The following is a 14,086-nucleotide window of genomic DNA, read 5'->3' as shown; positions in this document are numbered from 1 at the left end:
AATCAGGAAGCCGGGTTGGCGCGCGTCGCCGATGACCATGGGACGGTTGTGTGCGGCCATGTGCCCATGACCTCGCGCAATTCTCGCGCTGCTCGCTCGCTAAAGCGCGTCCTCGCCCGGGCACTGCTCGTGGCGGGCAGCCTGCTGGCGCTGCCGGCCCTGGCGGCGGACCTGCAGCTCACCGACCTGTCCGACAGCGGCTACGACCCGGTGCCTGCGGGCAGCGACGTGGTCTACAGCATCACCCTGGAAAACGGTGCCGGCGATACGTCGGCCGCGACCAGCAGCATCTTCGACCTTCCCGCCGGCACCACCGCCAGCAGCCTGCCGGCGTTCTGCGCCGCGGCCGTCGGCACGCCGACGCGCATCGTCTGCAACCACGGTCCGCTGCAGGGCACGCTGGCCGGCGGCTCGCCGATCACCTTCCAGATCGGTGTCAACACCGGCGGGCAGGCGCCCGGCACCGTCACCATGCGCGGTGCGGTGGGCTTCAGCGCGAACACGCCGCCGGCCACCACGCCGATCGCCAGCCTCACCGTCACCGATCCGTTCTTCGCCGGCGACACCAATACCGCCAACAACATCCGCAGCCAGGCCACCACGCTGACCGTGGCGGGCGACCTGCGCCTGCAGAAGAGCGCCACGCCGAACCCGGTCGTCGGTGGCGGCGTCGTGACCTACACGCTGACGGTCACCAACGACGGCCCCAGCCCGTCGACCAACTTCCGCGTGGTCGACACGCTGCCCGCTGCGACGACCTTCGTCGCCGGCAGTTTCAATGGCGCCGGCTGGACGTTCGCACAGGGCTCCATGACCGCCACCCACGCCGGTACGCTGGCGGTGGGCGCCAGTTCGACCTTCAGCTTCCGCGCGCGCGTGAATGCCGGCAGCGGCAACATCACCAACGCGGCGGTGGTCGAGGCCATCGGCACGCCGGATCCGGATCCGGACAACAACGACGCCGAAGTCACCACGGCCATCACCCCGGGTGCGGACCTTGCGATCAGCAAGTCAGCCGCGCCCGCGCCGGCCATCGCAGGACAGTCCATCACCTTCACGCTGACCGCACGCAACCTGGGTCCCAGCGTCGCGCAGAACGCGAGCATCACCGATGCGCTGCCGGCCGGCTTTGTCATCACCGGCGGCACCGCGCCCGCGGCGTGGAGCTGCAGCAGCGAGGCGGCCAACAGCGTCCGTACCTGCAACCGCACCGGCGACATGCCGGTCGGCGAGGTGGCGACGATCACCATCGTGGCTACCGTGCCGTCGACGGGTCCGAACAGCAGCGGCGACGTCACCAACACTGCCACCATCACCTCGGCTACGCCGGATCCGAACAGCCCCGGCAACGGCACCAACAACAACAGCGGCACGACAACGTTCACCGTGCTCGCCGACGGCGCCGACCTGTCGCTGACCAAGGCCAAGACGCCTGAGCTGATCGCCGTGTGGGACGGCATCGGCAGCGATGCCGACAGCCGCATGACCTCGACCATCGTCGTGCGCAACCTCGGTCCGCGCGCGGCCACCGGCCAGGTGCAGGTGGTGGATGAACTGGCGGCGGGCGAGGAATTCCTTTCCTTCGCTGGCCCATGGACCTGCAGCGTCGACACTCCCTATGCGGTGCCGCCGGCGCGCCAGCGCGTCACCTGCGACCTCAACGCGGGCTCGCTGCCGTTGACGGTGAACGCCAACGCGCCGCAGCTGCAGATCGTCAGCCGCGCACGTGCGGCCGGTTCGCTGAACAATACGGCGTGTACGGGTGGTTCGAACGGCTCGCTGGAGCCGCTGACCGGCAACGGCATCAACACCGATCCTGAAACCGGGAACGACTGCAACGGCGCCGGTACACGCACCACAAACGAGCGCGCCGACCTGCGCATCGCCAAGCAGACCAACGGCCCGGGCACGGCGGACAACGTACTGAGCGCCAGCCAGACCACGGTGACCTACACGCTGACGGTCACCAACGACGGCCCCGACAGCACCACCGGCGTGGTGATCAACGACGACATCCCGGGCTTCGTTCCGGGCCGTACCACCGTCACCGCCAGCACCATTCCCGCCGGCTGGACCTGCGCGACCGGCGCCTCGGTGATCTGCCGCTCCGGCACCACGCCGCTGGCCAACGGCGCCAGCGCCACCATCGTGCTGACCGTGCAGCGTGCGCTGTTCGACAGCGCGGGCAGCGGCGCCGGCACCTGTGGTGGCGTGCCGATCAGCAATGCCTTCTGCAACACCGCCGGTGTCGGCATCGACGCGAACGTGGCGGGCTCGGTCGGCGAGGTGAACACCGCCAACAACAGCGCCTCGGACTGGCTGCAGATCGACCGCGTCGCCAACGTGCGCACGACGGCGAAGAACATCACCTCCGGCGCCACCGGCCAGGCCGGCGTCAACACCACCTATGTGATGTCGTACGAGAACCAGGGCCCGTCGATCGCGCCGGGCGTGGTGTTCCGCGACGTGTTCACGCTGCCGGCGAACGATGCCGGCTTCGTACTGGTGTCGGCCACGCGCACCGGTGGCGGCACGGCTACTTGTGCTGCGGCGGCGGGCGCGGGCGTCACGACGACACCGGCCAGCGGCGGTACGTCGTATGCCAATCCCACCGGCGGAACGGCCACGGTCACGCTGACCTGCCAACCGCTGTCGATGAACAACGGACAGACCGAAAGCATGACGGTCGTGATCCGGCCGAACGTCAACGTCGGCAACACGGGACGCACGTTCACCAACCTGGCGGATTTCTATTTCGACCGCGACAACAACGGTACGCCGGATCCGGCCACCGGCACTGATGCCAACGGCAGCTTCGACTACAACCTCAACACCGCCGACGACCAGCGTTCGGCCACGCTGCCGTTCAACAGCGGTGCGGTAGACCTGATCACCAACAAGGTGGACGTGGGCTTTACCGGTGGTGTGGATCCGGTGGGCTACAACGCCAACGACGTCAGCCAGAACGTGATCACCTATCGCCTGACCGTGCGCAACAACGGTCCGTCGCTGGCGACCAACGTACGCGTGACCGACACCATCACGCCGCAGGCAGGCCGCACCGTGCGCTATGTCGGCGCGTCGTCGACGACGGGCGGTCCCTACGTGGTGGGCGCATGCAGCGTGACCGCCGGTGCCAACCCCACCACCGGCGCGCCGATGACGCTGGATTGCCAGATGCCGGGCCAAGGCTTCTCGCCCAATCAGCCCGGCGTGGTCGCCAGCGGACAGACCAGCACACTGTACGTGCGATTCCAGTACGAGACCGCGCCCGGTGCCGCCGGCGATACGCTGCTGAACACCGTGACGGCGACGTCGGAAGAAACCGACACCAATCCGGTCAACAACACGGCCGACCAGGACACGACGATCCGTGCACGTGCCGACGTGGGCATGACCAAGACGACCGTCGTGGCGTCTCCCGACAGCGACCCCGCTGTCGCGTTGCCGCCGACGGTCACCAGCGTCGCACTGCGCCAGCCGTTCTTCTACGTGGTGGAAGGCGTCAACAACGGTCCTGGCGCCAGCCTGTCGCTGGATCGCACCGGAACCAATCCCCTCAACGGCACCGGCACGGTGGTCACCGACACGCTGCCGGCGGGCCTGGTGGTCACGGGTCCGATCACCTGGCGCAAGGTGGGACCGAATCCGGGCGGCGGTGAAGTGCCTGACGGCACCGGCACCTGCACGCAGGCGGGCAGCACGGTCACCTGCAACCTGGGCGACGTCACCTCCACCGGCCGCGTGCGCATCATCGTGCCGTCGCGCTGGGACAGCTATCCCAGCGGCGGCTCGGTTAACAACACCGCGACCATCGCCACCCAGCAGGTCGATCCGATCCCCGGCAACAACACGGTCACCATCCCGCTGACCGTCACGCGCTCGTCGCTGGCCGGCGTGGTGTTCGAGGATCGCAACCGTACGGGCGCCAACGGCGGCACGCATCAGGGCGTGGGAACCGAACAGGGCATCAACGGCGTCACCATTACGCTGACCGGCACCGATGCCTACGGCAATCCGGTCAACGTCACCACCACGACGAACGCCAGCGGCGCCTACAGCTTCGCCAACCTGTCGCCGGCCAATGCGGCCGGCTACACGCTGACGCAGACCCAGCCGGCCGCCTACGTCAACAGCCCGTCCGTGCTGCCGACCACCGGTGGCAGCGAGCCGTCGCTGGGCGGCACGTACAGCGCGGGTTCGCCGAACTCGGTGATCGCCGCGATCCCGGTCGGCGCCAACGACACCGGCGTCCGCTACAACTTCCCCGAGGTGCGTCGTCCGTCGCTGTCCGGCCTGGTCTACATCGACCGCAACTTCAGCAACGCCCACGAGGGCAGCGACGGCGTCATCGCCGGTGCGACGGTCGAACTGCTGAACGCCGCCACCGGCACGGTCATCACCACGGCGACGACGAACGCCAGCGGTGCCTACAGCTTCACCAACCTCGATCCGCTGATCGTCTACACGCTGCGCGAAGCGCTGCCGGCCGGCAACTACCAGAACCGTCCGACCGCGGTGAATCCGGGCCTGATCGGCGGTGCGGCCTGCGTCGCCGGCTGTACGCCGGGCACGGCGGTGAACGGCGATGCCGCCACCACCGACCGCATCAGCACTATCGACCTGGGGGCGGGCACCGACGGTACCGCGTTCAACTTCGGCGAAGACGCCGTGGCCGCCATCAGCGGCAGCGTCTATGTCGACCGCAACGGCAACGGCGACTTCGACGCCGCCGATGCAGGTGCGGTCAATTCGCGCCCGAACGGCGGCCTGCAGGGCGTGACGGTCACGCTGGCCGGCGCCGGTGCGGACGGCATCTTCGGCAACGGCGACGATCCGGCACCGGTGACGCTGCAGACCGACGCGAACGGCGCGTACCAGTTCACCGGCCTGGTGGTCGGGCAGAACTACCGCGTCACCGAAACGCAGCCGGCCGGTTACGGCAACGGCACCGAACACCCGACCAACGTCATCGACGTCAATGCGCTGCCGCTGGCCGGCGTGACCGGTCGCGACTTCGGCGAAACGCTGGGCTCGCTGGCGGGCGCGGTGTTCGAGGACTTCTCGACCACGCCGGCCAACAACAACAACGGCAGCTTCGACGGTGGCGAGAATCCGATCGCCAACGCCACGCTGACGCTGACCGGCACCGACCTGTCCGGCAATCCGGTCAACGTCACCGTGCAGACCAATGCGACGGGTGCGTACGTGTTCCGCGACCTGCTGCCGCCGCAGGCCGGCACCACGTACACGATCACCGAGACGCAGCCGACCGGTTATATCGACGGCCGGCACACGCCGGGCAATGCGGCGACGCCGGGTACGGCGACCACGCCCAACGTCATCGACGACATCGCGATCAGCGAAGGCCAGGCGGCGACCGGTTATCTGTTCGGCGAACTCGCCAACGCCATCATCAGCGGCACGGTCTACCTGGACCGCGACGACGACGGTGGCCAGGATGCCGGCGAGCCGGGCATTCCCGGCGTCACCGTGGTGATCGAGGGCGCGGGCCCGGATGGCGTGTTCGGCACGTCGGACGACCTGCCGCCGGTCACCCTGACCACAGACGCCAACGGCGGCTACAGCTATGGCGGTGCGACCACCGGGCAGAACTACCGCATCGTCGAGACGCAGCCCACCGGGCTGGCGAACGGCCAGGAAAACCCGACCAACACCATCACCGTCACCAACCTGCCGGCGAGCGGCTCCAGTGGCAACGACTTCGGCGAGCGCGCCGCGTCGTTGAGCGGCAGCGTGTGGCTGGACGCCGACAACGACGGCGTGCGTGATGCGGGCGAGAACGGCATCGCCGGCGTCAGCGTCGCGCTGCCCGCGGGCACCGTGGATGCGCTGGGCAACGCCGTGGCCGCGGTCGTCACCGATGCCAACGGCAACTACCGCTTCGACGACCTGCTGGCCGGTACGTATGCCGTCAGCGAGCAGCTCGCGCAACCGGTGGTCGGTGGCGTCACCACGATCAACGGCACCACCGTGGCCGGCAGGATCGGCGGCAGCGCCAGCGGTACCGCCACGCCGGTCGCGACCGTGCCCAGCGCGGTCGCCGGCATCGCGCTGCCCGCGGGCGGCGCGTCGATCGACAACAACTTCGGCGAGACGCTCGGCGTGTCGCTGTCGGGTCGCGTGTTCTTCGACGCCGACAACGACGGCGTGCAGTCCGGCGCGGCCGAGACCGGCATCGAGGGCGTGACCATCACGCTGACCGGTACCGACGACACCGGCGCAGCCGTGTCGCTGAGCACCACCACCGACGCCAACGGCGATTACGCGTTCGAAGGCCTGCGTCCGGGCACCTACACGGTGACCGAACCGACCCAGCCGACCGGCACCAGCAACGGCCAGACCGTGGCCGGCACCGTCGGCGGCACGCCGTCGGGCGCCGCCACGCCTATCACCGCTGTACCCAGCGCGATCAGCGCGATCGACCTGACCACGCCGGGCGCGAGCTCGGTCGGCAACAACTTCGGCGAGATCCCGCTCAACAGTTCCATCGGTGGGCGCGTGTGGCGCGACAGCGACAACGATGGCGTCATCGATCCGTCGGAAGACGGCATCGGCAACGTCGTCGTGCGCCTGACCGGCACCGACCTGGCCGGCAACACGATCACCCGCGAAGTGACCACGCAACCGGACGGCACGTACGCCTTCATCGAGCTGCCGCCGGGCACGTACACCATCACCGAGCCCGAGCAGCCGGCGGGCACCCTCAACGGCATCACCAACGCCGGCAACAGCGGCGGTACCGCCACGCCGCCGACGTCCACGCCGTCCGTCATCAGCGGCATCACGCTGGGCGTGGGCCAGGACGTCACCGGCAACGACTTCGGCGAAGTGCCGGCTGGTGCGATCAGCGGCCGCGTCTACAACGACGGCAACAACAACGGCGTCATCGACACGGGCGAGGGTGGCTACGCGAACGTGCAGGTGGTGCTGACCGGCACCGACGACCTGGGCCAGGCGGTCAACGTCACCGTGACCACCGACGCCGACGGCCGTTACCGCTTCGACGACCTGCGTCCGGGGACGTACACGGTGACCGAACCGACGCAGCCGCCGGAAACGCTCAACGGCATCACCAGCGCCGGCACCATCGACGGCACCGCCGTCGGTACTGCGACGCCGGTGACGACCACGCCGTCTGCGATCAGCGGCATCGTGCTGCCGCCGGGTGGCGAGTCGATCGACAACAATTTCGGCGAGATCGGCGATTCGCCCGACCTGGTGGTCAGCAAGACCGCCACGCCGGCGATCTTCACCGTCAACAACACCGCCACCTACACGCTGCGCGTGCGCAACATCGGGCAGCAGCCCAGCGCGGGCGAGTACGTGGTGGAAGACCGCCTGCCGGCCGGCCTGACGCTGGCGGCCACGCCGGTGGGCACGGGCTGGACCTGCACCGGCGCGCCGGGCGACACCCGCTTCCGCTGCGCGAGCAGCACGGTGATCGCCGCCGGCGCCACCTCGGCCGACACCATCGTCGCCTCGGTGCGCGTCGCCGCGACGGCCGCCACCGGTTCGCCGGTGAACAACGCGGTGATCGTCGAGGGCGGTGGCGAGAACGAGTTCCGCACGCCGACGCCGGACGAACGCGCCGACTTCGAAGGCAACCCGGGCGACCTGCCGGTGTGCGACCCGGCGATCACGCAGAACGCGTGCCGCCTGCCGACGCCGGTGCAGTTGTCGGCCTCGGTGTCGGGCACGGTGTGGTTCGACCAGGGCAGCGACTTCGGCCGCATCGACAGCGGCGACCGTCGTCTGTCCGGCTGGGTCGTGGAAGTGGTCAACGGCAGCGGCCAGGTCGTCGGTACCGCGACCACCGCCGTCGACGGCACGTACTCCATCGCCGACCAGGTGCCGGGCATTCCGCTGAACATCCGCTTCCGCGATCCGGCGACGGGCGTGGTGTGGGGCCTGCCGGTCAGCGGCGACACGATTGCCGGTCCGCCGGTGCCGTGCGATGCCGCCGCCGCGATCGCCAATGGCACCGCAAGTTCGTGCCGCAGCAGCGATGGCGGAAGCACGCACCTGTCGGTGGTGCTGGCGCCGGGCGCGAACCTGCCGCAGCAGAGCCTGCCGCTGAACCCGGGCGGTGTGGTCTACGACGCGACGACGCGTACGCCGGTTCCGGGTTCGCGCGTCACCCTGACGCCGGTCGGCACCTGCGCGGGCTACTCGCCCGAGCAGCACGTGCTGAACGCCGCGCTGGGCGGTTACACCGTGCAGGGCACATCGGTATCGATGACGGTGGGTGCGGAAGGCTTCTACCAGTTCCTGCTGGGTCCGGACGCACCGGCGTCGTGCCGCTTCCAGCTGGCGGTGACGCCGCCGGCCGGCTACACGTTCGAGTCCGGCATGATTCCGGCCGAGACCTCGCCGCTGACGCCGCCGTCCACGCCGGGCGAAGGCTATCCGGTGCAGACGAACGCGACCGCACCGACCGGTCCGGTCGGTACATCGACGACGTACTACCTGGAGCTGACGCTGGGTTCGGGCGTCGCCGTGCCGGTGCACAACCACATCCCGCTGGATCCGCAGATCGCGCCGGGCCTGGTCATCACCAAGACCGGCGACCGCAAGACGGTGGAAGTGGGCGACAGCCTGGTCTACACCATCACCATCCGCCAGACGGCGGGTGCGTCGATGGGCACGGTCAACGTGATCGACCGCCTGCCGCACGGCTTCACCTTCATCGATGGCACCGCGCGCGTCGACAGCGCCGGCATCGCCAATCCGCTGGGCAAGCCCGGCCCGACGCTGGTGTTCGACGTCGGCCCGCTCGCAGTCGGCCAGCAGAAGGTGCTGACCTACCGCGTGCGCGTGGGCGTCGGCAGCCAGCAGGGCGACGGCATCAACCGGGCGCGTGCCTGGGGCTGTTCGATCGACGGCGGCTGCGTGGATCCGACCACGCTGACGCCGTATCCGAATGGCGGCGTGGTGCCGTCCAACCCGGCGGAGTACCGCGTGATCGTCAGCGGCGGCGTGTTCGCCGACGAAGGCTGCGTGCTGGGCAAGATCTTCGTGGACTGCAACGTCAACCACGTGCAGGACCGGGAAGAGCTGGGCATCCCCGGCGTGCGCATGTACTTCGAGGACGGCACCTGGATGGTCAGCGACTCGGAGGGCAAGTACAGCTACTGCGGCCTGCCGCCGAAGAGCCACACGCTGAAGATCGATCCGTCGACCCTGCCCGTCGGTTCGCGCCTGACCACCAGCAGCAACCGCAACCTGGGCGATGCGGACAGCCTGTTCATCGACCTCAAGAACGGCGAGCTGCACCGCGCCGACTTCATCGAGGGCAGCTGCTCCAACCCGGTGATCGAACAGGTGAAGGCGCGCCGCACGCAGGGCGAGATCCGCGCACCGGAAACCGAGCGCAACCAGCAACCGCTGCGCTTCGAGAGCAAGCCTGCGCGCGCGCCGCAGCAGGGTACCGACTCGGCCAACCAGCGGCCGATCGTCGAACCGAGGCCGACGGCGCCGGATGAAGTCCGCAACGGGGAGGTGCAGCCATGAGCCGCTTCACCCCGCGTCCGTCGACGTCCCTGGAATCCCGTGCCATGCGAGCTTCACGTCCTTCGTTCCACCCCCTCGCGTTGGCGCTCGCCCTGGCGGTGACGCCGGCGCTGGTGCAGGCGCAGGCCGTGTCCGGCGACCAGCGCTTCACGCCGGCGATCGGCCAGGCCACGCCGCTGTATCCGCAATCGCCGGAATCGCAGCGCACTGCGCCACAACCGTTGTATGCGCAGCCCGGCAACGTCGACTACAGCATCAACGTCGGCGTGGACCGCGTCGTGGTCGAGGTCGACCGCGACGGCGTGCCGGCCGATGGCCAGTCGCCGGTCAAGGTGGTCGTGCAGCTGTACGGCGCCGATGGCAAGCCGATGGCGGGCGAGTCCTTCGCCACCATCGAGCACAGCGGTGGCCGCATCAAGCTGGCCGACGGCCGCACGGACGAATTCGGTCCGGGCCGCCTCGATGCCGATGAAGTCACGCCCGGCATCCAGCTGGCCGTGCGCGATGGCCGCGCCGAGTTCGAACTGCTGGCGCCGCACGATCCGCAGGACGTGCTGCTGCGGGTGACCTCGGGCAGCCACAGCGCCGAAGGCGTCGTCGGTTTCGTGCCGGAGATGCGCGAGCTGATCGCCACCGGCCTGATCGAAGGCGTCATCAACTTCCGCCGCAAGGGCGACAACCTGGTCAATGGCACGCAGCGCGGGGATGGCTTCGAGCGCGAGATCCGCCGCTGGGAGAAGCAGTTCAACAGCGGCAAGGCGAACGGTGCCGCGCGCGCGGCGTTCTTCGTCAAGGGCACGATCAAGGGCGAGTACCTGCTGACCGCTGCCTACGACTCCGACAAGGAGGTGCGGGCACGCCTGTTGCGCGACATCCAGCCGGAAGAGTTCTATCCGGTGTACGGCGACGCATCGCTGCGCGGTTTCGACGCGCGTTCGGCCGAGCGCCTGTACGTGCGCGTGGACAAGGGCCGCAGCTACCTGCTGTACGGCGATTTCCAGACCGGCGACAACATCGCCACGCAGACCGGCATGGATGTCGGAGCGCAGGCCGGCCAGCGCGTGCTGGGCACCTACAACCGCACCGCCACCGGCCTGGGCTGGCATTTCGAGAACGCGCGCGTGCGCGGCAACGTCTTCGCCATCGAGGATTCGCTGCGCCAGGTGATCGAGGAACTGCCGGCCGCCGGCAGCGGCCCGTACGGCCTGCGCAACAACGCCGTGCTGGAAGGCAGCGAACGCGTGGAGGTGGTCGTGCGCGACCGCAACCAGCCCTCGCGCATCGTCTCCGTGCGCCCGCTGGGCCGCCTGGTCGACTACAGCTTCGAGCCATTCTCCGGCCGCATCCTGCTCAACAGCTTCCTGCCTTCGTTCGACAGCGATCTCAACCCGGTGTCGCTGCGCATCACCTACGAACTGGACCAGGGCACCGAGACGTTCCTGGTAGTCGGTGCGGACGCGCAGTTGCGCGTCGGCAAGAACGGCGAGATCGGAGGCTCCTATGTCGACGACCGCAATCCCTTCGCCGCGTTCGAGATGGGCAGCGCCAACGTCGGCTACCGATTCGGTGCCAACACCTGGCTGGTCGCCGAAGCCGCGCGCACGCGCAGCGAGGTCAACACCAACAGCGTCAACCAGTACGGCACGCCCGGCCTGCAGGGCCTGAGCGGGCTGGTGGAAGGCGATGCCTGGCGCGTCGAGCTCGGCCACGCCGGCAAGGCGCTGGACCTGAAGCTGTTCGCCGGCCAGTCCGATCCCGCGTTCAATAATCCGGCGTCGCCGCTTTACGGCGGCCGTGGCGAGTACAGTGTGACCACGCGGTGGCGCCTGACCGACCGCTTCGAGTTGTACGCGGAAGGCCTGCGCAGCGAGGACCGGAACCCCGATGGGGGCGAGCGCGAGGCCGCCAGCGCGGGCACTCGGGTGAAGGTCACCGACAAGCTGACGCTCGACTTCGGCTACCGCGCCATCCGCGAAACCGTCGGCGCGTACTACACGTGGGCCACCGGCAGCGGCTACGGCAACATCGGCGGGCTGTCGGGTGGCTACGCCACCGGCTCCGGCGGCGGTGCGCTCGGATATGGCCAGCAGCCACTGGATCCGCTGACCGGCCTGCCGATCATCAGCAGCGGCAATCCCAACGACGTGGCCAGCGGCCTGCCGGTGGGCACCGAGCTGTCGTCGGACATGCTGCGCATCGGTGCCGGTTATCGCGCCAGCGACCGCTTCAGTATCGGCGGCGAGATCGAGCAGGACATCCACGGCGAAGACCGCAACCGCGTGGCGCTGGGCATGGATTACCAGCTGCGCGAGCGCAGCCGGATCTATGGCCGCTACGAGAAGCAGACCGGCGTCAGCGGCGTGAACGGCCTGACCCAGGACGGGCGCGAGGCGGACACGGTGGCGCTGGGCGTGGACACCAGCTTCATCAAGGACACGCAGCTGTTCTCCGAGTACCGCCTGCGCGATGCCATCGCCGGCCGCGACATCCAGGCGGCATCTGGCATGCGCAACCGCTGGGACCTGCGCGAAGGCCTGCGCCTGGATACGACGCTGGAACACACCAACGTCATCTCGGGGAACATCGGCGATTCCACCGGCATCGGCTTCGCGCTGGATTACAGCGCCAATCCACTGTGGCGCGGCAACGTGCGGCTGGAACACCGCATCTCCGACGACGTCGCCGGCACGCCGACCAACGAGGGCTACAACACCACGCTGCTGCAGTTCCTGGCCGCGCGCAAGCTGAGCCGCGACTGGACGCTGCTGGCGCGCAACTACCTGTTGCGCACCGAGTACGACGCGCGTGGTGATGTGTTGCAGGACCGCTTCCAGATCGGTGCGGCATACCGCGACACCGACACCAACCGTGTCAACGCGCTGGCCCGCTACGAGTACAAGCTGGAGAAGGACGAAAGCGGCATGGACGGCACCGGCTTCGGTTCGGATACCGGCCAGGACATCCGCAGCAGCGCGCACATCGTGTCGGCACATGCCGACTGGCATCCGTCGCGGCCGTGGTGGCTGACCGGCCGCGTGGCGGCGAAGTGGCAGCAGGACAGCTTCTTCTACGCCGACACCGGTCGCGTCGACGACGACTTCAATGCCGTGCTGCTGTCCGGCCGCATCGTCTACGACATCACCGAGAACTGGGATATCGGCGTGCTGGGCTCGACGTTCCGCGGCCAGGACGGCGCCAACCAGTATGCGTTCGGCATGGAAGTGGGTCGCTTGTTGCGGCAGAACCTGTGGCTGTCGGTGGGCTACAACGCCACCGGCTTCCGCGGCGACGACGACCTGACCGGTTACGAGTACACGCAGCAGGGCGCGTTCATCCGCCTGCGCTTCAAGTTCGACGAAGACCTCTTCCGCAGGGAAGACGCCCGCTACCGCGATCCGGTGCGCTGAGGATTACCGACATGACCCACACCAAGACCACGTTCCTGTGCGCCGCCGTGCTGGCCGGCCTCGTTTCGACCGCCCATGCGCAGCAGACGCAGCTGACGCCGGCGCGCGACCGCATCACCGACGAGGCGATCCATGCCGACCTGTCGGGCTACGAGCATACCCAGGGCCGCATCCAGGCCTTGAACGACGGCGGCCGTCCGGTCCGCGACTACCACCTGTCGAAAGCGCAGTGCTGGCTGGACGTCTCCTTCCACGAGTATTCGCGCAACGACCGCAGCGCCTTCCCGCAGGAAGCACTGACCGAGGCGGAAAAGCTGATCGTGGGCATGGAGCAGGGCGTCTCGCCGCTGCCGACCGATACGCCGCTGGTCAACGGAGCGGCGCGCGTGCGCGAGGACCTGTGGAAACGCCTGGGCGCGATCCATGGCACGCCCGGGTTCACCTGCGCGCAGCAGGCGGTCGCGTGCGGTGAAGTGGAGCTGGTGCACGCCGGCAATGAGTTCAACCAGCAGCAGTGGCGCCACGCCAAGCCGTACATCCAGATCGCCGAAGACTGGGTGAGCGATGCCGAAGCGCTGTCGCGCCAATGCGGCGCGACGCCGGCCGCGCCCGTTGGGCTGCCGGCGGACACGGTGCTGACCGCGAACGTGCTGTTCGAGTTCGATCGCTCCGGTCGCGCCGACATCCGCGCTTATTCGTTGCAGAGCCTGGACCGCGAACTGGCCCGCGTGCGCGAGGAAGGCCTGACCCTGGCCGGCATCGAACTGGTGGGCCATGCCGATCGCCTGCAGGGCCGCGGCCACGACTACAACCAGGCGCTGTCCGAGCGTCGCGCGCAGACCGTGCGTGCCTTGCTGGTCGAGCGCGGCATCGACGCGGCCAAGGTGAGCTACCGCTTCAAGGGCGATGGCGAGCAGGTGCAGCAGTGCGCCGGCGTGACGCCGCAGGCGGCGCTGCGCGAGTGCCTGATCCCGAACCGCCGCGTCGAAGTCCGCCTGCACGTCGCTCGTTGAAAATCTTAGTTACTCGATTGGCAGCGACCAGTGGCCTCAGTGGACGCTGCTTAATACGGTGCGGTAAAACTTTGTAGGTGTTTGGCAAGTACCAGATTGCTACAAGCTGCAATCTCAAATATTAGCTGGTCA

Annotated in this window: 3 protein-coding genes; all 3 read left to right on the top strand. The window is 68.8% G+C overall.

All coding sequences use genetic code 11. From position 1 onward, the window contains the following. Window positions 1–66 precede the first annotated feature (66 nt). Genes ACSION_RS11235 through ACSION_RS11225 form a run of 3 tightly spaced genes read left to right on the top strand, consistent with a single transcriptional unit; the run spans window position 67 to window position 13,954 of the window. A complete protein-coding gene (locus ACSION_RS11235) occupies window positions 67–9,534 on the top strand; it encodes an SdrD B-like domain-containing protein (RefSeq protein WP_435305951.1) in 9,468 nt (3,155 codons plus the stop codon). A 44-nt stretch (window positions 9,535–9,578) separates the two neighbouring features. After that, on the top strand, window positions 9,579–12,941 hold the full coding sequence (locus ACSION_RS11230; protein WP_213604977.1) for a hypothetical protein: 3,363 nt from the start codon (window positions 9,579–9,581) through the stop codon (window positions 12,939–12,941). A gap of 11 nt (window positions 12,942–12,952) precedes the next feature. Next, window positions 12,953–13,954: an OmpA family protein gene (locus tag ACSION_RS11225; protein ID WP_435305950.1), complete on the top strand. Its 1,002-nt coding sequence runs from the start codon at window positions 12,953–12,955 to the stop codon at window positions 13,952–13,954. Window positions 13,955–14,086 lie beyond the last annotated feature (132 nt).

This window comes from Pseudoxanthomonas sp. LjRoot125 (assembly GCF_964252705.1).
GTDB lineage: Bacteria > Pseudomonadota > Gammaproteobacteria > Xanthomonadales > Xanthomonadaceae > Pseudoxanthomonas_A.
Note: the sequence above shows the minus strand (reverse complement) of the source record. Positions and strands in the feature narration are given on the sequence as shown.

Excerpts from the sequence above, each read along its gene's own strand:
- ACSION_RS11235 (WP_435305951.1), top strand. The coding sequence starts at position 67 with ATGACCTCGCGCAATTCTCGCGCTGCTCGCTCGCTAAAGCGCGTCCTC.
- ACSION_RS11230 (WP_213604977.1), top strand. The coding sequence starts at position 9,579 with ATGCGAGCTTCACGTCCTTCGTTCCACCCCCTCGCGTTGGCGCTCGCC.
- ACSION_RS11225 (WP_435305950.1), top strand. The coding sequence starts at position 12,953 with ATGACCCACACCAAGACCACGTTCCTGTGCGCCGCCGTGCTGGCCGGC.